Origin of the sequence: Wolbachia endosymbiont (group B) of Apotomis betuletana, assembly GCF_947250475.1 — a bacterium.
Taxonomy (GTDB): Bacteria; Pseudomonadota; Alphaproteobacteria; order Rickettsiales; family Anaplasmataceae; genus Wolbachia.
The window spans coordinates 971,134-992,359 of sequence record NZ_OX366320.1 but is presented as its reverse complement, the minus strand read 5'-3'; the positions used below and the strand labels follow the sequence as shown (position 1 = coordinate 992,359).

27 protein-coding genes and 3 pseudogenes are annotated in these 21,226 nt (G+C 33.8%); 14 read left to right on the top strand and 16 right to left on the bottom strand.

Translation table 11 applies throughout. The annotated features are described in order from the left end of the window. The first annotated feature begins 12 nt into the window (after positions 1 to 12). Positions 13 to 606, top strand: a complete 594-nt coding sequence (gene pdxH, locus OOK82_RS04525; RefSeq protein WP_006014087.1) for a pyridoxamine 5'-phosphate oxidase — start codon at positions 13 to 15, stop codon at positions 604 to 606. Positions 607 to 719: 113 nt separating this feature from the next. Here the strand turns inward: pdxH and OOK82_RS04520 are convergent, their stop codons facing one another. Further along, entirely contained in the window at positions 720 to 1,517 is a 798-nt protein-coding gene (locus OOK82_RS04520) for a phosphoribosylformylglycinamidine synthase subunit PurQ (RefSeq protein ID WP_064085770.1), read from the bottom strand. Continuing rightward, positions 1,514 to 2,767, bottom strand: a complete 1,254-nt coding sequence (locus OOK82_RS04515; RefSeq protein WP_264704504.1) for a PstA family ABC transporter permease — start codon at positions 2,765 to 2,767, stop codon at positions 1,514 to 1,516. The genes OOK82_RS04520 and OOK82_RS04515 overlap by 4 nt, the downstream gene beginning before the upstream one ends. 102 nt (positions 2,768 to 2,869) lie before the next feature. On the opposite strand from OOK82_RS04515, the gene OOK82_RS04510 reads away from it, so the two are divergent. After that, complete coding sequence (locus OOK82_RS04510; protein WP_264704503.1) at positions 2,870 to 3,028, top strand: hypothetical protein; 159 nt, start codon at positions 2,870 to 2,872, stop codon at positions 3,026 to 3,028. Here OOK82_RS04510 and rplS read toward each other — a convergent pair. Further along, positions 3,021 to 3,398, bottom strand: a complete 378-nt coding sequence (gene rplS / locus OOK82_RS04505) for a 50S ribosomal protein L19 (RefSeq protein WP_007302278.1) — start codon at positions 3,396 to 3,398, stop codon at positions 3,021 to 3,023. The two genes, OOK82_RS04510 and rplS, sit on opposite strands and share 8 nt — an antisense overlap. After that, the gene (gene trmD / locus OOK82_RS04500; protein ID WP_010403659.1) at positions 3,395 to 4,093 is read right to left on the bottom strand and encodes a tRNA (guanosine(37)-N1)-methyltransferase TrmD; all 699 of its coding nucleotides are present in this window, start codon (positions 4,091 to 4,093) and stop codon (positions 3,395 to 3,397) included. The genes rplS and trmD overlap by 4 nt, the downstream gene beginning before the upstream one ends. Positions 4,094 to 4,167: 74 nt before the next feature. Here trmD and purC point away from each other — a divergent pair, with 74 nt between their 5' ends. Beyond that, a complete protein-coding gene (gene purC / locus OOK82_RS04495) occupies positions 4,168 to 4,890 on the top strand; it encodes a phosphoribosylaminoimidazolesuccinocarboxamide synthase (RefSeq protein ID WP_010403657.1) in 723 nt (240 codons plus the stop codon). Here purC and purM read toward each other — a convergent pair. Then, positions 4,887 to 5,924 carry a phosphoribosylformylglycinamidine cyclo-ligase gene (gene purM, locus OOK82_RS04490; RefSeq protein WP_264704502.1) on the bottom strand — a complete coding sequence of 346 codons (1,038 nt, stop codon included), beginning with the start codon at positions 5,922 to 5,924 and terminating at the stop codon, positions 4,887 to 4,889. The two genes, purC and purM, sit on opposite strands and share 4 nt — an antisense overlap. Positions 5,925 to 6,061: 137 nt before the next feature. On the opposite strand from purM, the gene OOK82_RS04485 reads away from it, so the two are divergent. The 3 genes from OOK82_RS04485 (at position 6,062) to virB9 (ending at position 8,018) form a co-directional block, all read left to right on the top strand. Beyond that, positions 6,062 to 6,337: a hypothetical protein gene (locus OOK82_RS04485; protein ID WP_012481935.1), complete on the top strand. Its 276-nt coding sequence runs from the start codon at positions 6,062 to 6,064 to the stop codon at positions 6,335 to 6,337. Then, the gene (locus OOK82_RS04480) at positions 6,322 to 6,687 is read left to right on the top strand and encodes a histidine phosphotransferase family protein (protein ID WP_125855783.1); all 366 of its coding nucleotides are present in this window, start codon (positions 6,322 to 6,324) and stop codon (positions 6,685 to 6,687) included. Before OOK82_RS04485 ends, OOK82_RS04480 begins: the two co-directional genes overlap by 16 nt. A 545-nt stretch (positions 6,688 to 7,232) precedes the next feature. Then, positions 7,233 to 8,018 (top strand): P-type conjugative transfer protein VirB9, encoded by a 786-nt coding sequence (gene virB9, locus OOK82_RS04475; RefSeq protein ID WP_264704501.1) that lies wholly within the window; start codon positions 7,233 to 7,235, stop codon positions 8,016 to 8,018. Positions 8,019 to 8,025: 7 nt separating this feature from the next. Here the strand turns inward: virB9 and OOK82_RS04470 are convergent, their stop codons facing one another. Further along, positions 8,026 to 8,619: a ribonuclease HII gene (locus OOK82_RS04470; protein ID WP_213863879.1), complete on the bottom strand. Its 594-nt coding sequence runs from the start codon at positions 8,617 to 8,619 to the stop codon at positions 8,026 to 8,028. A 5-nt stretch (positions 8,620 to 8,624) separates the two neighbouring features. Continuing rightward, a complete protein-coding gene (gene mraY / locus OOK82_RS04465) occupies positions 8,625 to 9,605 on the bottom strand; it encodes a phospho-N-acetylmuramoyl-pentapeptide-transferase (protein ID WP_007302271.1) in 981 nt (326 codons plus the stop codon). A 157-nt stretch (positions 9,606 to 9,762) separates the two neighbouring features. Between mraY and OOK82_RS04460 the strand changes: the two genes are divergently transcribed. Continuing rightward, positions 9,763 to 10,740 (top strand): hypothetical protein, encoded by a 978-nt coding sequence (locus OOK82_RS04460; protein WP_264704500.1) that lies wholly within the window; start codon positions 9,763 to 9,765, stop codon positions 10,738 to 10,740. A gap of 68 nt (positions 10,741 to 10,808) precedes the next feature. After that, entirely contained in the window at positions 10,809 to 11,372 is a 564-nt protein-coding gene (locus OOK82_RS04455) for a DNA-3-methyladenine glycosylase (protein ID WP_010403621.1), read from the top strand. A 200-nt stretch (positions 11,373 to 11,572) separates the two neighbouring features. On the opposite strand, the pseudogene OOK82_RS04450 reads toward OOK82_RS04455, so the two are convergent. After that, a pseudogene (locus tag OOK82_RS04450) lies at positions 11,573 to 11,800 on the bottom strand (helix-turn-helix domain-containing protein); the annotation flags it as partial. Between the two features lie 149 nt (positions 11,801 to 11,949). After that, on the bottom strand, positions 11,950 to 12,969 hold the full coding sequence (locus tag OOK82_RS04445) for an Mrp/NBP35 family ATP-binding protein (RefSeq protein ID WP_264686898.1): 1,020 nt from the start codon (positions 12,967 to 12,969) through the stop codon (positions 11,950 to 11,952). A gap of 79 nt (positions 12,970 to 13,048) precedes the next feature. Here OOK82_RS04445 and OOK82_RS04440 point away from each other — a divergent pair, with 79 nt between their 5' ends. Both OOK82_RS04440 and OOK82_RS04435 read left to right on the top strand, forming a co-directional pair. Then, positions 13,049 to 13,285 carry a hypothetical protein gene (locus OOK82_RS04440; RefSeq protein WP_264686899.1) on the top strand — a complete coding sequence of 79 codons (237 nt, stop codon included), beginning with the start codon at positions 13,049 to 13,051 and terminating at the stop codon, positions 13,283 to 13,285. A 74-nt stretch (positions 13,286 to 13,359) separates the two neighbouring features. Beyond that, complete coding sequence (locus tag OOK82_RS04435; protein ID WP_264704499.1) at positions 13,360 to 13,860, top strand: WD_0033/WD_0034 family tandem repeat-containing protein; 501 nt, start codon at positions 13,360 to 13,362, stop codon at positions 13,858 to 13,860. Positions 13,861 to 13,939: 79 nt separating this feature from the next. On the opposite strand, the pseudogene OOK82_RS04430 reads toward OOK82_RS04435, so the two are convergent. Beyond that, positions 13,940 to 14,321: pseudogene (locus OOK82_RS04430) on the bottom strand (IS4-like element ISWosp8 family transposase); the annotation flags it as partial. A gap of 391 nt (positions 14,322 to 14,712) precedes the next feature. On the opposite strand from OOK82_RS04430, the pseudogene OOK82_RS04425 reads away from it, so the two are divergent. Beyond that, positions 14,713 to 14,937: pseudogene (locus tag OOK82_RS04425) on the top strand (ankyrin repeat domain-containing protein); the annotation flags it as partial. A 102-nt stretch (positions 14,938 to 15,039) separates the two neighbouring features. On the opposite strand, the gene tyrS reads toward OOK82_RS04425, so the two are convergent. Both tyrS and rsfS read right to left on the bottom strand, forming a co-directional pair. Beyond that, on the bottom strand, positions 15,040 to 16,302 hold the full coding sequence (gene tyrS, locus OOK82_RS04420; protein ID WP_264704498.1) for a tyrosine--tRNA ligase: 1,263 nt from the start codon (positions 16,300 to 16,302) through the stop codon (positions 15,040 to 15,042). A gap of 230 nt (positions 16,303 to 16,532) precedes the next feature. Beyond that, positions 16,533 to 16,850, bottom strand: coding sequence for a ribosome silencing factor (gene rsfS / locus OOK82_RS04415; protein WP_264375992.1), 318 nt, complete (start codon positions 16,848 to 16,850; stop codon positions 16,533 to 16,535). Positions 16,851 to 16,978: 128 nt separating this feature from the next. Here rsfS and OOK82_RS04410 point away from each other — a divergent pair, with 128 nt between their 5' ends. From OOK82_RS04410 to OOK82_RS04400, 3 genes are read left to right on the top strand one after another with little or no spacing between them, the layout of a single operon-like run. After that, on the top strand, positions 16,979 to 17,578 hold the full coding sequence (locus OOK82_RS04410) for an AAA family ATPase (RefSeq protein WP_264704497.1): 600 nt from the start codon (positions 16,979 to 16,981) through the stop codon (positions 17,576 to 17,578). Then, on the top strand, positions 17,571 to 18,059 hold the full coding sequence (locus OOK82_RS04405; RefSeq protein WP_264686903.1) for an RNA pyrophosphohydrolase: 489 nt from the start codon (positions 17,571 to 17,573) through the stop codon (positions 18,057 to 18,059). Before OOK82_RS04410 ends, OOK82_RS04405 begins: the two co-directional genes overlap by 8 nt. Next, positions 18,049 to 18,837, top strand: a complete 789-nt coding sequence (locus OOK82_RS04400) for a TatD family hydrolase (protein ID WP_264704496.1) — start codon at positions 18,049 to 18,051, stop codon at positions 18,835 to 18,837. Before OOK82_RS04405 ends, OOK82_RS04400 begins: the two co-directional genes overlap by 11 nt. A gap of 5 nt (positions 18,838 to 18,842) precedes the next feature. Here OOK82_RS04400 and mdh read toward each other — a convergent pair whose 3' ends face one another. Genes mdh through OOK82_RS04380 form a run of 4 tightly spaced genes read right to left on the bottom strand, consistent with a single transcriptional unit; the run spans position 18,843 to position 21,215 of the window. After that, on the bottom strand, positions 18,843 to 19,787 hold the full coding sequence (mdh, locus tag OOK82_RS04395) for a malate dehydrogenase (RefSeq protein ID WP_211907691.1): 945 nt from the start codon (positions 19,785 to 19,787) through the stop codon (positions 18,843 to 18,845). A 3-nt stretch (positions 19,788 to 19,790) separates the two neighbouring features. After that, on the bottom strand, positions 19,791 to 20,366 hold the full coding sequence (locus OOK82_RS04390; protein WP_017532371.1) for an NADH-quinone oxidoreductase subunit C: 576 nt from the start codon (positions 20,364 to 20,366) through the stop codon (positions 19,791 to 19,793). A 1-nt stretch (position 20,367) separates the two neighbouring features. After that, complete coding sequence (locus OOK82_RS04385; protein ID WP_007302257.1) at positions 20,368 to 20,871, bottom strand: NuoB/complex I 20 kDa subunit family protein; 504 nt, start codon at positions 20,869 to 20,871, stop codon at positions 20,368 to 20,370. Further along, entirely contained in the window at positions 20,862 to 21,215 is a 354-nt protein-coding gene (locus OOK82_RS04380) for an NADH-quinone oxidoreductase subunit A (RefSeq protein WP_064085468.1), read from the bottom strand. Before OOK82_RS04380 ends, OOK82_RS04385 begins: the two co-directional genes overlap by 10 nt. Positions 21,216 to 21,226 lie beyond the last annotated feature (11 nt).

The window sequence follows — 21,226 nt, the reverse complement described above, 5'->3', positions numbered from 1 at the left end:
TTATTTTTGCATATGACACTCTTACCTGAAAAAGATCCTTTTGATTTGTTCTCAAAGTGGTATCAAGAAGTACTTAATTTTCCGTGTAAAGAGTCAACTGCAATGACGCTAGCAACGTGTAGCAAAGACTGCATTCCATCTGCAAGAGTGGTATTACTAAAGGAATATAGTAAAGAAGGTTTTGTGTTCTTTACTAACGTAAACAGTAGAAAAGGAAAAGAATTGACTGAGAACCCCAAAGCTGCACTCGTATTTCATTGGACAGAATTTTCTAGACAAGTACGAATTGAAGGAGAAGTTAGGCTTCTAAGCGGCAAAAAGGCTGACGAATATTTCTCCTCTCGAGCACGTGATAGTCAAATTAGCGCGTGGTGCTCAAAACAATCAAGAGTTCTGAAAAATTGGCAAGATTTTGAGCAGGCTATAGAATTGAAAGAGAAAGAATTTCACAATACACAAGTTTCTCGTCCTGACTTTTGGGTGGGATTTTGCGTAATCCCAAAGGTAATTGAATTTTGGCAAGAAGGTGAATATAGGAGACACACTAGATTTAGATATACTCTTGTTGAGAAAAGCAATTGGAAAGTGGAACAATTATATCCCTAACGTTAGAGAAAGCTACTCTGCAGATCAAAAATAAGGATTTATTGTCATAACAGGACCTGATCAAGTAACTTTTTATGGTTTAAAAACTTGTTGTATGTAACGTATTGTAATACTTACGCAAAATATTTTAGTGCATTCTCAAATATGAGCATTCCATCACCATATTTTGGCATAGCCACTCCTGAACGTTTACATTTTTCTTTTTCAAGAGGCCAGTTGTCCTGCTGAGTAAAAAATATTCCTCTCTCTGGGTGAGGCATTAAAGCTAAAACTCTACCACTTTTGTCTGACAAAGCTGCCAGGTCGTATATAGATCCGTTTGGATTGTAAGGAAATTGTAAATTTGCATAGTCACCATTTTCATCAACGTAACGCAGTGCAACGGAATTATTTTCAATCAATTGATTTAAAATATCTTGATCCATAAAAAACCTGCCTTCTCCATGAGCAACAGGAAGATATAGCTCACTCAGGCCCCGTAGCCAAACAGAACTACTCTGCGGATTAACTCTCACTCTAATCCAACGACATTGGTAATTACCTATATCATTAGAGGTTAAAGCTAGATTAGAGAATTCTGGAACTAATTTTACTAATATCTGGCAACCATTACATATCCCTATAATAAGCTTATCCTGAGATAAGAAATTTTGAAATTCGTCTAACAAGTTGTTTTTTATACGCAAAGCAAATGCATTACCAGCACCAGTATCATCACCATAGGAAAAACCTCCTGGAATTGCAAGTATATTGCTTAATTTCAGTTCACTTGGATTATCTATAATATCATTAATGTGAACGATTTTTACTTCAATATTATTAATACCAAGCTTTCTGCTGCATTCCATAAATGCAAATGCAGTTTCTTTTTCGCAATTTAAGCCATAACCAGATAGGATTGTAATTTTCATGAATCAAAAAACTCGAACTTTCTTTTTACAAAATTTGCTATTAAATTCAAAGCAAATAGCATTAACAATAAAGCTATAATTGCAATGGCAGCAAGCTCAATAAATGCAATTTCATGACTACTTGACCATATGTATATTTGTACAGGTAAAACAGTTGCCGGATCGAAGAAGGATGTAGGTGTATCAGCAATAAATGCTACCATGCCTATCATAAGTAAAGGGGAAGATTCGCCTAAAATCCTTGCAATTGCAAGCACTGCACCATGTATTATCCGTGGCAACGCAATCGGTAAAGAGTGATCCAATATCACCTTGATGTGAGGTGCACCTAGCGCAAACGCTGCATCTTTTATTGCAATAGGAACGTTTGTAAAGGCATTTTTTGTTGCAATAATAATATTAGGCAGCATCATAAATGAAAGAGTCATCCCGCCAACAAGCGGTGAAGAACGGGGTAAACCAAATATGCCCAAGTAGAGAGTCAGTCCTACCACACCAAATATTATCGAAGGCACTGCAGCAAGGTTATTCATGCTAATTTCTACAATACTGGTTATTAGCCTATTTCTAGGCATAAATTCATAAAGACAGATACCTGACATAATTCCTATTGGCAATGCCAACGCTAAGCATACTATAATTGTCATTAATGAACCGATAAATGCCCCTAAAATCCCTGCATTCTCAGGCTCACGAGAATCAGACTTAAGAAACAGAGACTTATTAAAAAATTTTCTTACTCTTCCCTTCTCTTTTAACCAATCAAGTAATTTAGCATAATGATCATTCAAACATTTATTTTTATATAGTGAATTGATCACACTCGATGCGGTAAACCAAATCTCATATTCACCACTATCTTTTACTTTCTTACGAAAAAATTTCTCTAGTTCTTTGTAAGAATTACGACTTAAAATTTCGTCACTGTCTTTAAAGTCAATTCCTTCAAACACTTTATGTAAAGAGTTATTGAGTAGTCTAATGGACTTATATCGTAAATCACCAGGATTATTAGTTAAAATAAGATCAGCATTTATTTCAACTGGCAATAAAATTTTCGTTACTGTTAAAGCACTGTAAGAGTTAACTAATATACTTAGTAATATACATATAGGACACCCAATTGAGACAATCAGTGCTGTAAAAGAGCAAAAGCATAAAATGCTGTTCTTTTTATTTTTTCTTTTTACACGAGCATGTACGCGCTTAGATTGAAGTAACTTAAGGAAGTTTTTCTTTATTATACCCATTTACTTTTCTTTACATGAGGATTTGAAAAGACTTTCCCCTTTTTCCAGTGCTTGACACTGAGATCTAACAGGCTTTGCCTGCAAATAATTTTTATATTTTCCATGAAAGCACAAACCAAAAGGAGAATCTGGATCCCAGTGTCAAACATTGGGATGACACCACAGCAGGAGGCAAAGTACAGTTGTGCGCTACACACTGGGATAATAAGAGAGAGTTTTGAGATGATACAATTGACATCACTCCCTATTGTATCTACTTAGATTTTTTTTTAACATAAGTAGTACGTTCTTTGATCCTTGCAGCTTTCCCAAATAGCTTGCACAGATAATATAATTTTGCTCTACGGACCTTTCCCTTTCTCATCACTTGTACTGAAATTAATGCAGGAGAGTAAACAAAAAATTGTGATACTATACTTTCTCCATGACTTACCTTTCTAACTGAAAAAGAAGAGTGTAATCCACGATTTCTTTTTGATATACATACGCCCTCAAATATCTGTATACGCTCACCCGTACTATCAACTACCTTAAAAGTGACCTTCAAATCATCGCCAGGACAAAAAGCTGGCATCTCTTTGGCTAACCTTTGTATTTGTTGTTCGTTAAATTTTTCAAGTAAGTTTGTCATTTATCATCTCCATTCAACAATTCAGGTCGACGTTCCTTTGTTCTAACATATGACTGTTCCCTTCTCCAATCACTTATTTTTCTGTGATTGCCAGACAACAGAACCTTAGGAACTTTGTACCTACTCCACTGCTCAGGCCTAGTATATTGAGGATATTCAAGCATACCACCACTATAACTAAAACTTTCTTCAGCAACGCTATCGAAATTATTTACTACACCTGGAAGAAGCCTAATACATGCATCAAGAACCACCATTGCAGCTGGCTCACCTCCCGAAAGTATATAATCTCCAATACTTAACTCATAAGGAGTATACACATCAATTACTCTTTGGTCAACACCTTCAAATCGACCACACAATATTGTTACATGAGGAATTTCTGTTAGCTCCTTTGCAATGCTCTGATTAAATTTTGTACCAGATGGAGTCATATAAATAAATCTAGTATTTTTATGAGCAGAAAGCACATTATCAACTGCATTACCAATCACATCTGGGCGCATAACCATCCCTGCTCCACCTCCATATGGAACATCATCTATAGTTGAATGTTTATCTTTAGCAAAAGAACGAATATTTACTATTTCAAGATTCCATATTTTTTTTTCCAACGCTCTTCCAGCAAGAGAATAGTTCAAAAATCCGGGGAACATTTCTGGAAATATGGTTAATATTGTAACATTGAACGCCATTAAGGTTTATTTTAAGTTATTTGGGGCTATACTCTAAGAACAGTAAATTGATATGATACATAGTTAAATTAAATATGTCACTGAATAAAACGATATACGAAGGTAAAGCCAAAGTCATTATTGAAACTGAAGACTCATCAACTGTTATACAGTACTTTAAAGATGATGTTACAGCGTTCAACAAGAAAAAATATGAAATTATTGAGGGCAAAGGAATAATTAATAATCATGTTAGTGCTTTTATCATGGAAAAGCTTGAAGAAGCAGGAATTAGCACGCACTTTATAAACACTCTAAACGAAAGAGAACAGCTAGTCAAAAAACTCAAGATAATACCTCTTGAGATAGTGGTTAGAAACATTGCAGCTGGCAGCTTTTGCAAACGTTTTAATATCAAAGAAGGTGAGACACTTACATCTCCTATAATCGAGTTTTTTTACAAAAATGATGACCTAGCCGACCCAATGGTGAATGAAAATCACATATTATATTTTGGTTGGTTATCCCATAAAGAAATGGAAGAAGTTAAAACTACAACTTTAAAGATCAACAAAATCTTAGTCGACCTATTTTCAAATGCAAATATATATTTAGTTGATCTCAAGTTAGAATTTGGCAAATTGATAAACAACAGCACTAAAATCATTTTAGCCGATGAAATCAGCCCTGATAATTGTAGGCTATGGGATAAAAATACGCATAAAAAGCTAGACAAAGATGTTTTCCGTTTAAATCTAGGAAACTTAAAGGAAGCATACTCAGAAGTTGCAAAAAGACTGTCAGTAAAGTTAGACTAACTAAATACTACTCTATCAAGTGGAGGGTTACATGCCTCATCAAGTTTTCCAATAATCTCAATTTTTTCTCCACGCTTTTGGAAATGGCTTTCCACATCCTTCATATTATCGGGATCTACAATCAGTACTATACCTATGCCGCAATTAAATGTTTTTAACATTTCTCTCTTTTCTATTTTGCCTTCTTCTTTCAGCCATAAAAATATATCTGGCCATTTCCAAGAATTAATATTTATGTCTACAAATAAATTTCCTGAGAGAATTCTTGGAATATTGTCTATTAACCCGCCACCTGTTATATGCGCAATGCCTTTTACCTTTGGCATAATAGGCAACAAAGAATCAACATATATCTTTGTTGGCTTAAGTAATATTTCACCCCAAGATTTATTATTCCATGAAGATATATCATTATAATTTATACCTAAGCTTTTAAAAATATGGCGCACCAAAGAAAATCCATTTGAGTGAATTCCATTTGATTCTAAACCAACTACACAGTCACCTGCTTTCATTATACTACAATTTGGAAGAATTTGCTTTCGATCAACAACACCAACCACAAACCCTGCAAGGTCATAGTGATTGTTACCATACATTCCAGGCATTTCTGCAGTTTCTCCACCAACTAATGCTATTTTAGATTCCTTGCACCCTTCTGCAATGCCCTGGATTACAGACAATAAAACGTTTTTGTTTAAAACGCCTGTTGCAAAGTAATCAAGGAAAAATAAAGGTGTTGCTCCTTGTGCAAGTAAATCATTTACACACATTGCAACTAAGTCTATACCTATAGTATCATGCTTATTCACCTCTTGAGCTATTAATAGTTTTGTGCCCACTCCATCAGTTGAGGAAACAAGTACTGGATGGTCGTATTTCTTACTCAGCGAAGAAAAGTCAAACAATGCAGAAAATGATCCTACTTCACTAATTACTTCTTCTCCTTTAGTCTTTTCAATAATAGGTTTAACTTTTTTTATTAGTTCATTATATAGTTTAAGGTCTATTCCAGATTTAGCATAAGTATTCATAACGCCTTCATAAATCTTATAATTATTAATACTATATTAATGCTTTGACACAAAAAGCGCAACGAAACTTTCTCTTAAATTGACTACTACATGCCTACCAATATAGGGTTAACTTAAATCATTTATACTTTTATCCAATGAATAAAAACATAATGTTAATAACAGAGTGCCTATCAGGACGAATTCTTCATGATTTTGCTAGTTCTATGCAAGGGATAGTGGGTGGATTGGAAGAGCTTGAAGAAAACAACCCTAATATGCAAAACGAAGCATTGTCATTGCTTAAAGAAAGCTCCGATGATTTAATATATAAATATAAAGTTATGAAGCAAGCGTATTCTCATTCATCAGATAATTGCAGCTTTGTTAAGACTAAATCCAATATAGAAAATTATTTATTAAAAAAAAAGTAAAGCTTCAGTGGAGAGTAAGTGAATGTCCTACAGAAAACTTAATTGAAAAAATAAATAAGATAATTTCCAATATGGTGATAACTATAATCAGTGCAGTGGCACAAATTGAATTAGTGTCTATTTTACTGACTAAAACAGAAGATAAAACACTACTCACTATAAAAGTAGTAAATGAACATAAATCAATAAGTACATTATTAGTGAGCAAATTAACAAAAAAAAATGATATTCGTTTGGATACAAAAGACATTATTATCTATATGACTTCTTTACTGTTAGAACAGTATAACACTAAAATCAATTGCACTTGTGAAAGTAATTCACTGAATATAGGCTTAACTATAACTTGAGATGGCTTCATATTTCATAAAAAGGAATCGATACTATAAATTTGAATCTTGGATAAGAAAAGGAAAAATTTTGTGGAGTAACCTAGACATAAAATCTGTAGTTAATTTGCAGGAAGTGTTAAATAAACCATACGCGTCAAGTTAAGGAAATATCGTGAAATATAGCAACATTTGAGATGGATATTTTATTTGTTACATTTATTTTTTTAGGGAGTTCTTATCTAGAAGAAGATGATTTTTTCAGAAGAATCTATAAATTAATAACTTTATTACTTAATATATAAAATAGTTTTTTTTCGTTTCCTTTCTTCCTTATACCACTTTTCCTTAACTTGACGCGTATGGTTTATTTAACACTCCCTAATTTACCTCACAACTCATTTTAACATATATGAAAATAATGTTTAAAGAATTTTTTCCTGCTTTTTCCTGCAATAATGAATTATTATGAAGCTTGCATTTTCTGTCGCTTACTACTGGGATAGTTTGATAGTTGCAGTACATGTCTATCAATGATAAAATAAAGATCAGTTTATTTTGATACTATGATTAGGGTACTCTTTGTTGCACTATTATTTTTTTGTGGTGGTTATGCACTTGCAAAACAGGAACCAAGACCAATAGCTGGTGATAACCACATAAAGGTAATGAATTATAATCCACAGGCTATACATAAGTACACGGGCTTTTATGGTTATCAATCCAGCATATTGTTTGAGCCAGGGGAGGTAATAGAGAGTCTTTCAATGGGTGATGCAACCGGTTGGCAACTCCTTCCTCAAGGTAATAGATTATTTATTAAGCCTATAGATGATATTGCCGATACTAATGCAACTATAATTACCAATAAAAGAGTTTATTATTTCGAATTTCATGCTGAAGAAGCAAACGGGCTAGATGATCCAAGGTTAGCATATGAAGTAAGGTTTCTTTATCCACTGTTCAACAGTGATGAAATTTATTCAACGAGTAACGGTGATATTCTAGAGCAAGCTAGTCATACCACTATCCCTGATATAAGTGATATTGAGGTTATAAAGAAAGGCTTGAATTTTAACTATTCCATCTCGCACGTTAAAGGCAGTCAATCAATAATACCAATTAAGGTTTTTGATGACGGAAAATTTACATATCTACAATTTAATAAAATAAACTCTGATTTCCCGTCAGTTTTTATGGTTGATTCTGCAGGATATGAATCCTTGATAAATTTTCGTACAGTTGATGACTACCTGATAATTGAAAGAGTAAGCTCGGTATTTACCTTAAGAAACGGATCAAGCACAGTCTGCCTGTTTAATGAAAACATACCTTTCAAAAAAGGTAAGTGATTAAAGGCTATAGTATTCTTATAGGTGCAAAATTCTTTCTATGGTGCTTCGTAATTCCATGAAGGCCAATAGCGCTGAGGTGTTCTTTTGTTCCATATCCCTTATTTTTATACCAATTATATTGAGGATGTTTATTATGCAATTCTTCCATAAGCCGATCTCTTGTAACTTTTGCAACGATTGAAGCAGCTGCGATTGATATACTTAAGCTATCACCATTCACTATAGATTTTACTTGCCATTTTACTTCAGGTGGTTGATTACCATCAACTAGCACATAATCTAGTTCTAGATTCAAGTTTGCCAACGCACGTTTCATTGAAAGCTTTGTTGCTTGCAAAATATTGTATGAGTTTATTTCTTCTACGCTTGCCATTCCTATACCAAATTTTGCAACAGACGTTATTTTTTCGTATAGAACTTGCCTACACTTAGGGGTTAGCTTTTTTGAGTCGTTTATTCCATCAATAACCGTATCTCTATCAGTAAATATTACAGCTGCAGATATCACTGGACCGGCAAGCGGACCTCTTCCAACTTCATCTACTCCTGCTATAATTCCTGATAATGTATCTTCTAATGTGAAATCTGGATATTTCATAGTTCCTATAATAAGAAAGTTAAAGCAAAAATCGAACAAGCAATAGAAATTATCCAAAATTTTATAACTATTGTATTTTCTGACCACCCTTTCTTTTCAAAGTGATGATGTATTGGTGTCATAAGGAAAATTCTTCTTCCTGCTCCATATCTAAATTTTGTATATTTAAAATATGATACCTGAATAATCACAGATAAAGTCTCTATTACAAAGATTATTCCAATAACGGCAAAAAGCATTTCTTTTTTAATTAGAACACTAGTGAGTCCTAAAGCTGCACCGATTGATAGGCTTCCAACATCACCCATAAATATTTTTGCTGGATGTGTGTTAAACCACAAGAAACTTAAAATAGCTCCTATAAATGCAATGCAGAATAAAGTAATGTTTACATCTGTCTGAGTGATGTATGCAATTAGCCCCAAAAAAGCAAAGGAAGTAATGGCTTGAGTTGCAGCAAGGCCATCTAGGCCATCTGTAAGATTCACAGCATTAGAAGAGCCGACAATTACAAATGCAGCAAACGGAAGATATAGATAGCCAAGGTCGATTGCTACTTCTCTAAATAGAGAAATTTTTGTAAAACCTTCAGCAGATTGTAGCTTAAGTATAAACATACAGACCAGAGTAACGACAAACTGAATAAGTATTTTGGTTTTTGCACTTAAACCTCGGTGGTGATTTGTCTTCAATTTTAAATAGTCATCAATAAATCCAAGTAGAGCAAAAAATAGAGTTATAAATACCAGCAATGAAATTTCTGGTGTTAATTGAGTCCAAAGCAGGATTGGTAATAAAGCAGAAGTTAGTATTATTATTCCACCCATAGGTGGTATATTCTTTTTTGTTATTAAATGACTTTCTGGTCCATATGATCTGATTGGTTGTCCATCTTTACTTATCTTTTTTAGAAGTTTTATAAAATAGGGAAAGAGAATAAACCCAAAAATAAATGAGATAAAAAACGTCTTTGTAGCTGAGATCACCTGCCTATTCAAAATTAACTAGATATTATACCAAAAGCTTTACCTAATCTCAATTTATACCTTTTTATCAGCTCATTTTATTTGGAGTAAATTTAGTTATTGATTAGTTATAGCAAAGTTTGCATACTGATATTTAGTTAATGGTAAGAGGTGGCATATGTTAGATTATATTAAAAAGCTTTTGTGGGCTACTACAGTACCTGATAATGAGAGTAGAGTTAAAAGTTCTTACACGCATATAGTAGAGAAACCTTCTTTTGGTGATGCAGCTTCAAAGTTGAGTAAGGAAGAAAGGTCAGAAGAGCATCTTGTTCTTCTAAAAGGTAAAGGCAATAGCTCTGGTACAACTGTAACAGAAGGATCGTCTAGTATTCAGAATGCAATATCAGGCAAGAACAAGCGTGAATATATCAAATTAGACAGTGATGAAGAATGGGATAAATTCTTTGAGTTACAGAATGATCCAGACACTAATACTACAAACAAAGAACCTTTTTCTCCGAAGAAAGGAGAATCTCACTATCATGGTAAAGAGATTGTAGGCAAGATTGCTGACCAAATTAAGGCAGAGATATCGAAGGTATATACCATAGAGTCCATAATGATAAAAGAAGGCAAAAGGGAAGAGAATATTGTTTATCCTACCGTGAGAGTTGTGCTACATGCTAATAAAGAAGGAGTAGATATAGCTAAACTTCTAGGCGGTAGTATATGTAAAGAGTATGGTGTAAGAACAATTACATTTTGTCATCCTAATCAAGAAAAAAAGAGAGGGGCATGTTGCTATATTAATAATGATAGTGATAATGAGGAAAGAGTTTATGAAATAATTAGTGGGTTATATGAAATGACTTTAAAGTGGTATGTTGATGGAAGAGAATGCAAAATTAAAGTTAACATTGATGGTAATAATGGTGTAACTCTCCTTGAAGGCAACGGTGTTACTGCAGAGCAGTTGCGTGCAAATAAAGAAGTCAAAATAGGTAAGAGACGTGAACCAAAATCTTTATATGAAGCGTTAGTACCGCAATTGCAACAAAAGAGCTCTGAATCAGTCAAGGTTTTACAGCAGCCTTCAACAGATGTAACAAATGTGACAACAACACCAACTTCTACTTCTCAGAGATGCTCTTGACTAAATAAATAAGAAAAAGCAAAAATAGTATAACTTGCTTACAAATGTAAGTAACTTGTACTTCTATGATGAATAACACAATATTACCAAGAAATTTCTATGAACGGCCAACTTTAACCGTAGCTGGGGAGCTGCTAGGGAAGATTCTGAAATTTTCTAATTTTAGTGGAATAATAACTGAAGTTGAAGCGTATATAGGAATGGATGACCCAGCTTGTCATGCAGCAAGAGGCTATACTAATCGAACCTCAGTAATGTTTGGTACGCCAGGGTTTTCGTACGTATATTTTATATATGGAATGTACTATTGTCTAAATATTGTAACAGAAGCAGAAGGATTCCCAGCAGCAGTGTTAATACGAGGATTAAAGCTCACTGAACCGCTTGAAGCAAATTTAGGCGGGCCAGGCATACTGTGCAAAAAATTAAACATTACAAAAGAACATAATAAACAAGACCTTACTATAAGTCATGAATTTTGTCTCTATGAATATCACCTCAAACCAGATTATGTGTGCACTCCAAGAATCGGAATTAGTAAAGGCAAGGAGAAATTTTGGCGATTTAAAAGTTGCGTTTTAGCAGAAATGCCTAAAATCACACTCAACAATAAATATAGACCTCCTGCATAAACTAGATAAAAAGGCAAATAGCCTTTTATGTTTACCAACAATAGACTTCTTGGATAACCTAAGGATATTTTTTGATCTTCTATGGGGGAGTTAAACATTCCCTTTTTATAAAACTTTTGCATACTCCTATTTAACTTTAATAGCTCTTTATCTTCCTGAAATCTGGATGTTTTATCAATGCATCTTCTATTCAGCCGTTAGCAAGAACTTTCACTTATTCCATAGCTTTGCACTATATGGAAATATGTACGGTATTTACACAAATATTCGAGTGCTATTAATAAATATATTTGGTTTTCCTCCTCTTGCCTTTTTCTTGGCCTCTTCCTCTATTAAAATTTCTATTATTTTTCCAATGTTTTTCTTTTTACTCCTCTTAGTCTTCGAAGCTTCTCTTCATCAAGTTTACTTACCTGCTCAAAATTTATACCTTCCCTAATATTGCTTCTACTACTTGTTTCTTAAGTTATCCAAGAAGTCTATTGTCTGTTCAGATACGAGGTAGCTGCTGCCATTTGAAATATTTTATTCACCTAAAATTACATTCTACCTATTTTAAAAGTAGTTTAAAAAAACTTTATAGACTGCATACAAAAGACCTAACATCTTTAGCAATGCCTTCATAAATCCTTACTAAATCCTCACTTAGTATTGAAGGATTTCCACAATCAGAAGCACTACATATTTGCGGATCTAGAGGAACTCTGCTCAAGAGTTTGACTCCCAGCTCTTCAGACATTTTTTTTGCACCACCTTTTCCAAATATGTGTATTTTTGAATTATCTTGAACAAAATAGCTCATATTTTCCACAATGCCGATAATTGGCACGCTGAGCTTTGTGAACATATCATAAATTTTTTGTGCATCGATTAAAGCAAGCTCCTGTGGAGTTGAAACTATTATTGCTCCAGTTAAACTAAAATTCTCCATCAGACTTAAATGTACATCGCCAGTGCCAGGCGGTGTATCAATGATTAAATATTCTATATCAGACCACCTTGTTCCCATTAGCAAATTGTAAAGTGCTTTTGTGATCATAGGTCCACGCCATATTACTGCGCGGTCCTTATCAATAAAATAGCCAATTGAAATAGTATAGAGACCATGTTTCTCTATAGGCATTGCTTTACCACTCTGTATTTCTGGTTTTAATTTCTCAGTGCCCAACATTTTAGGAATCGAAGGACCATATATATCTGCATCAACTAGCGCAACTTTATGTTTTAATTCTGCTAACGAAAGAGCTAGATTTAGTGCAACTGTCGACTTACCCACACCTCCTTTACCAGAAGCAACGACAATTATATTTTTCACTCCTTCGATATGAAGTTTAGCTTTTTGTTGCCTAGCTTGTTTTTGACCAGTAGCAACTACAGTAACCTTTCCTACTCCCGGTATCGCCTTAACAGCTTGCTCACAATTTTTTCTTAATTCTTCATTTGGCTCAGTAACTTCAAGAGCAAAAGCAACATCTTTACCTTTAATAATAATTGAGGATACTACACCAACATTCTTACCACTTTTCTTCTCTATAACCTTTTTTAGGCTCTCTCTTACGGTTTCCTCATTAACCTGTGTAAATTTTTTCCAGAACATATGATGAAATTTTTTCTATTGGTGTATACTAACATAGAATAATTAAACTGCACTGACTTTAAAACGAGGTTACAAGAATATGCTAAATGATAACAACTTAACACAAGCACAACGAAATTTGCATTTTAAGTTGAAAAAGGTAATATCAAATGGTGAGGGAATTAGTAATATCTTGAAAGTAGCCTCAGAGAATGATTTACTAAAAGTTCTTACAATAGGATATACTACACGATTTCCAACAGATGGAGGACGCACTTTAATACTGCTTAGCCTAGCTATACATAGAGACAATAATGAATGTGTTAATTCTATTTAGAACAAGCTCAAAACAATGGTATACTACAAGATATTCTTACTGCTCCAAATATTATAAATTATCAAGATGGTTTGATGTACAACTTAACATCGCTTAGCTTTGCCATACATTACAACAAGGAAAGATATGTTGATGTTATTTTAACAAAAGCCCAGGAAAATGGTATATTACAAGATATCCTTGCTTCTAGAAATATTGTACAGTATTTAAATATTATAGCGTATACTTTAACGCCACTTAACTTTGCTATATATAAAGGCAATAACAAGTGTATCAATTCTATTTTTATACGAGTTCAAAATAGTGATACACTACGAAATATCCTTACTTCTAAAGATATTGTGCAGCTTCCAGGCGTGACGTATGTCATTAAACCATTTGCCTTTGCTATACATAAAGGTAATATTGAATGTATTAATTCTATTATAGTACGAATTAATGACATACCACAATATATCTATGCCACTTTTCAACCAACTGCAGCGATTAATGAAAGGAATACTAGGATTAGTAGTGCATTAGATAATGTATCTATTTCTTCTAGGTATGTTAGAGAAAATAGCAAAGTTAATTAATTTCTTAAGTAACTCTTTCTTGCAAGTACTACTTTTTTATGTATCTGTTCAGGCAATGACGTTAACTTAAGAGAATAAATTAGCAAGCTCTCCTAAAGACATTATGGCGTTTAGGCTTATCTACTTTATTGCGGCTATACAATCTTCACGTTAACTTTAGTGCGTATTTTAAAAAGGGCTTGAAAGTTTTTTGGTGCTAATAAGCACCTGATAAAGTTTCTGTCTCATTACACCAAATAAAACTGAAAAATTTAAACGATACTCAGCAATTTGATCTGGGTTCCAAGGCTCTTGTGCATCACACATATGAAGTATTGCACATGACCAAGTTTGCACAAAATTCTTGTTTCTAAATTTATCCCAGAAAAATTCTCTAATTCTCCTTCTACTTTGAGTCGTTTATAGCACTCCTCTATGTGACACCTTAATAGATAAGCTTTACTGATATCTTCTTTATTGAAATAAAATAGAAACCAAAGGTCCTATTTTTCACAGTATTTTACTCCTTAACATCTTTCCTTAAGTTGACGCTATTGGGTTTTGTTGCATCGCTATCTACGATGGATAAAAGATAAAATGTAGAATATCAATAGCTTATTATTCTAGCATTTATAGTAAGGACAGTCAGTAAATATCTAAATTTAAGTAAAAGAAGTTTTACTATCATTCACTAATCTAGCTAGAATTCAAGCATTTCAATGCTTTAGCTATTTTAAGTAGAATTAAATTTACTAGTACAAACAATAAATTACTATTCTTAAATTTGATCAGATTGATTGCAAAAAATAAGATTTTCAATAAGCTGCTTGTATAGTTAGCCTTTCATAGATAGTGATGCAACAAAGCCCCGTTGGAGTAACTGCATTATTAGGTACTGCTATATCTATAGCACTTTTTACAGCCGGAGCAATTACAGCTGAGTTAATACCTATAGTTATAGCAGTAGTTGCAATTACAGCAACAGCACTAATAGTTGGCAATGCTATATATAAATTGTCAAAGCCTGATACTCAAGTTGATAAACCAATCTTAGCAAATCGACAGCAAGAAACTGCTAGCGATAGTAGGATTGCCTAGCGATTCTGCCACAGTGTCAGCTGCTTCAATGATATCCATTTGTTCCTATAATTATCTTTTCTTGGCTACCTTATTTTACCACTCTGCTGAACAGATACAAATTCACTTTCTTACTTCACTCACTAAAATTTTAATATGGCGTTTCTTTCCTGCAGATAATTTGATAAATGGCTGACCTTCAAAGCTTTCAGAGTTTATTGTATAGTTAACATCGTTTATAGTATTATCATTAACTTTACATCCATTTCCCTGTATTAAACGCTTTGCCGCACCTTTTGAAGGTTCAAAACCGGTGTCATGAAGCAAGTCTATCAGGAGTATGCCATTTGCAACTTGTTCTCTTGTGATAGTGTAACCAGAAAGCAATGAACTGTCTTCATTTTCAAAAGCAGAGATTGCAGCAGATCGTGCAAGTTTCGCTTCTTTGCAACCATGACATATTTTTGTCGCTTCTGTTGCCAAGACCTTTTTTGCTTCATTTATTTCTTGATCCTTCAAGGATTCTAGTTTTTTAATTTCATCAATTGATAAATCGGTGAAAAGCCTCAAAAAACGACCAACATCTTGATCATCAACATTGCGAAAATATTGCCAGTAGTCATAAGGCTTGAGCATGCTGCCATCGAGCCATATAGCTCCACTTTCAGTTTTGCCCATCTTTTTTCCTTGCGCGTTTAATAAAAGAGGTGTGGTAAGACCAAACAGCTCAGGTAAATTTAACTTTTTGCCAAGTTCAATTCCGTTTACTATATTTCCCCATTGGTCTGACCCTCCAATCTGGAGACGACAGCCATACTTTTTATTCAACTCGACAAAATCATAGGCTTGTAACAACATGTAATTAAACTCGAGAAAGCTTAGATTTTGCTCCCTATCTAGCCTAATTTTCACACTATCAAAGCCTAACATGCGATTTACAGAAAAATGTGTCCCTATATCACGCAAAAAATCTATATATTTTATGTTATCTAACCAATCTGCGTTGTTTACTATGATTGCACCAGTTTTTCCATAATCGAAAGATATCATCTTCTCGAGGGTTTTCTTTATACCAAGTATATTTTGATTGATATCTTCTATCGGCAAGACGCTTCTTGCTTTGTCTTTACCAGATGGGTCACCAATTTTTGTTGTGCCACCTCCAAGTAGAATTATTGGCTTATAACCGAATTTTTGTAGGTGACGGAGCATCATGATTTGAATGAGACTGCCAATATGCAAACTTGGTGCCGTACAATCAAACCCAATGTATGCAATTATATAATTATCTTGTGATAATAGCTGGTCTAACCTATCAATGTTTGTACATTGATATAGGTATCCTCTTTCTTGAATGAAGTTTAAAAACTCGGATTTATGTTTCATAATATGTTATTTTGTGTGTAAACGGTGTTGTTAACGATGGCGTCATTCCAGTGCTTGACGCTGGAATCCAGTTTATTATGAAATTTCATCAAAAATGTTGTATAGTGTGCTCGTTTATGATTAAGTTTTCTAGATTCCAGTGTCAAGCACTGGAATGACACCACCAACTTCATAAGGGTTGCCTTCAAAATTACAACATTTGAGCAAGTGTATACCAGCTACCTGGATAATCAATTCCATAACTCTTCTATCTTATAATATTCTCTTACTTCTGGCCTGAATAGGTGAACCATTATACCTTGAAAATTCACAATCACCCAGTTACCTTCATCCATACCTTCTACATCTATTTTATCATATTGCTTGAGATTTTTCATCACGTGCTCAGCTAATGCTTTTACATGGCGGCTCGAATCACCGGATGCAATGATCATATATTTTGCAATGACAGTTTTATTCTGCACATCAAAAGTAACTATATCTTGACCTTTGTTTTGATCTATTATATCTACAATCTTACTTTTTATTGATTCTGTATCACCATTCATTATTCTAAATTATATAATTTATCTGTAATGATACACTCAAAATTTCTGAATATGAACTATTTTTGATATGTTTCTAGTGTAACGTTTATAATACATATATTTGTAATATATGATAGTTTTCTGATGGTATGGTCATTTACTTAATCGGATTTCCGGGTAGTGGCAAACTTACGATTGCAAAAGAGCTGTGTAATATTATTGATGGGGTGATAGTAGACAATAACCTGTTTAATAATATTATATTTGATATGATTGATTTCAGAAACGCTGAGGTTACAAGTGAAATATGGGAAAAAATTTTTGTGATTAGAGAGAATATGTTAGCAATATTGGAAAAATACCATATAGAATCAAAGCATTATATATTTACAAACGAATTGATAAAAGGTGATTCCTATGATCAAAAAGTATATAACTCAGTGGTGAATTTAAGTAAAAAAATGAACGTGGAGATTCTCCCTGTGGTGTTATATTGTAATAGTGGAGAACTAGTAAAGCGCGTTCAATTAAAGGAAAGAGAGCAGGAGAGAAAAATTACTGATTCAGATTTTGCTATGAGAAGAATTAAAGGAAAGAAACTATTTGTGCCTCAAGGTTCACTTGAAATTGATAACTCAAACTTAAGCGAAAAAGAAGTTGCAAAAAAAATTGTTGAAAAAATGAATAGTAAAAAAGTAGTTGGAACTTCTATGATAGATAATTTAGCAACAGAGAGTATTTGTGATTAGTGAGGAGAAAGAGTATCGCCCTTGTGTTGGCATAATGTTATTTAACAAACAGGGAAATATTTTTATTGGAAAACGTTTTGATAGTGACTCTTATTGGCAGATGCCACAAGGAGGAGTTGATGAAGGTGAAGAGCTAGAGCAGGCAGCGCTACGTGAGCTATTGGAAGAAGTTGGTACTGATAAAGCAGAAATTGTGGCTAAAAATAAAGAGTGGATACACTATAACTTACCTGAGGAAGTTATACCAACATGCTGGAATGGGAGATATTCTGGCCAAAAGCAAAGGTGGTTCTTAATGAAATTTTGTGGGAAGGATAAGGATATTAATATTAACCATACTGATCATCCAGAGTTCAAAGAGTGGCGTTGGCAAAATGTGGATGATTTGGTAGCCAGTGCCATACCGTTCAAAAAAGAAGTTTATAAAAAAGTGATAGAAGAGTTTTCTTCTATCATAAAAGGATCTATTTATGATAGTTGATTCTCATTGTCATCTAATTTATTTTTCTTATGATGAAATACCAAAGGTAATTTCAAGAGCAGAGCAAAATGGTGTGAGAATTTTGCATAACATATGTATAAGCATTAATGATATCCCTAAATTATTAAAAATCTCTTCATCCTATGATCAAGTCTACTGCTCCGTTGGTATACATCCGCTTGATACTAATGTGGAAAAAGGTGAATGTATAAATGCTGATGAATTGATTGAATTTACTAAGGGCAAAAAGGTAATTAGTATCGGTGAAACCGGATTAGATTTTTATAAATCTGATAATAAAAGCAATCAAAAAAAAAGTTTTGCATCACATATAGAAGCGGCAAAAGTAACAGGATTACCTTTAGTTATTCACACTAGAAATGCTGATAGTGAGATGATTGATATTTTAAATTCAGAAATGAAGAAGGACGCTTTTAGTGGAGTAATGCATTGCTTTGCTTCTTCTAAAGAGCTTGCTTATAAGGCTATGGACTTGGGATTATACATTTCATTTTCTGGAATTATTACTTTTAAAAATGCGAACTTACTAAGAGAAATTGCACAAAATGTGCCACGTGAGCGTGTTTTAGTTGAAACTGATGCACCTTATCTATCTCCTGAGCCTTACAGAGGAAGAAAAAATGAACCGGCAATGGTGAAATATGTTGTGAATTGTTTAGCAGAATTATGGAATGAATCGCCGGAACAAGTAGCAAAAATAACTACAAATAATTTTTTTAGACTGTTTTCGAAGCTTGAGCTCAAAGAAATTCTATAGGGCAATTAATTTAGCTGACAGAGCTCTTTTACTGCACTTACAGATTTATAAAACATCTCTTGTTCACTATCGTTCATTTTAACTTCTAGAACTTTCTCAACTCCATTTTTGCCAATAATAGTAGGAACACCAATGAATAAGTCTTTCACACCATATTCACCATTAAGATAAGCAGCGCATGGTAATATACGCCTTTTATCTTTTAAGTATGATTCTAGCATACTTATGGCTGAAGATGCAGGAGCATAGTATGCAGATCCAGATTTAAGTAGATCAACTATTTCTTTTCCACCATTACGAGTGCGCTCAACTATTTCATCAACTTTTCCTCGCGTAATCAAACCCATCTCAATGATTTGGGTAAGTGGAATGCCAGCAATTGAAGCATAATTGATTAGTGGTACCATAGTGTCACCATGTCCTCCAAGCACAAAAGCAGATACATCTTCGACAGAAATATTTAACTCACTTGCAAGAAAATAACGAAAACGAGCAGAGTCAAGCACTCCTGCCATACCAACAATCATATTAGTTGGCAGACTTGAAGATTTGTATACTACTGAAACCATAGCATCTAAAGGATTGGTAACCACTATTACAAATGCGTTTGGAGAATGTTTTTTAATATTTTCCCCAACCTCTTTCATTACTGCAGCATTAGTTTGCAGAAGGTCATCTCTGCTCATTCCAGGTTTTCTGGCAATGCCAGCAGTTATTATAATTGCGTCAGAGTTTTTTATATCTTCATACCTATTTGTACCAGTAATATTGACATTAGATCGATCAATAGGAGATGATTCTGTAATGTCAAGCGCTTTACCTTGTGGTATTCCATCGCTTACATCAAGCAAAATAACATCTCCTAGCTCTCTTAGTGCAATCATATGGGCAAGAGTCCCACCGATATTTCCTGCACCAATCAAAGATATTTTTTTTCTTTGTGCTGTCATTTTCTACTCCTTTATATTTACTTTTGTGGCTTTACTACCTTCCCAAGGGGATAAGCTGTCAAACATACGAAAATCTTGTGGTAAGTCTATAGGATTATATACAACCTTTTTTGCCTCTATATCGTATCTTACTTCCTCGTAGCCAGTGAGAGGAAAATCTTTTAACATTGGATGACCTTTGAATCCATAATCCGTTAAAATCCTACGTAAATCTGGGTGATCAGAAAACTCTATTCCATACATATCAAATACTTCACGCTCAAACCACGAAGCTGCGTTAAATATCTTTGCTACACTTAGAGGTATATCACCTTCACATAACTGAAGCTTTATGTGCACTCTGATATTGTGTACAACGCTGAGCAAATTGTATATTAGCTCGAAACGTTTTTCTCTATCTGGGTAATCAACTCCAAAAACGTCAACTAATAATTCAAGCCTACACTTTTCATCATCACGTAGAAAGAGTAAGTGATTTTCAATGTCATTCAAAGCTGAATATATTACAATAGTGCCATCATTTTTCTGAATACATTCACATTTAGTCTTTTTTTGTATGTATTTTGCAGTTTTATCCATGCTATATATTTTTAGTTCGTTTTATTTTATTTTGTAGACATAGCATTCCATATAGCAACGCCTCAGCAGTTGGAGGGCATCCAGGAACATACACATCAACTGGCACAATTCTATCGCAACCACGGACTACTGAGTAAGAATAATGATAATAGCCACCGCCATTTGCACAACTTCCCATAGAGACGACGTATTTGGGATCTGCCATTTGATCATAAACTTTACGCAATGCTGCTGCCATTTTATTAGTTAACGTGCCAGCAACAATCATAACATCTGCTTGCCTTGGGCTTGCACGAAAGATTATGCCATATCTATCAAGATCATAACGACTGGATGCAGTGTGCATCATCTCTACTGCGCAACATGCAAGACCAAATGTCATTGGCCACAATGAACCAGACCTTGCCCAGTTCATTATATAATCTATTAAATCGCCAAATTTAGTGATAAGAAAACCTTCTTTTTTGTAACGATTCCAGTCGCCATTAGATAAATTTATTCCCATTCCAACGCACCTTTACACCACTCATAAATAAAGCCTATAGTAAGTATTGCAAGGAATATCATCATAGACCAAAATCCGCAATAGCTTATTTTAGATAAAGAAACGGCCCAAGGGAAAAGAAAAGCAATTTCTAAATCGAATATTATGAACAATATTGCAACTAAGTAAAATTTTATGTCGAAACTTTTTCTGGCTCTTGATAAAGGATTAAAGCCACACTCATATGTAGAAAGCTTTTCACCATCTGGGTTACTGACTGCAAGAAACATAGGTAATACACCTAAAGTAAAGGATACTACAATTGATACACAGATAAAAATTAATATGGTTAAATATTCACTCATTTAAAAAACAT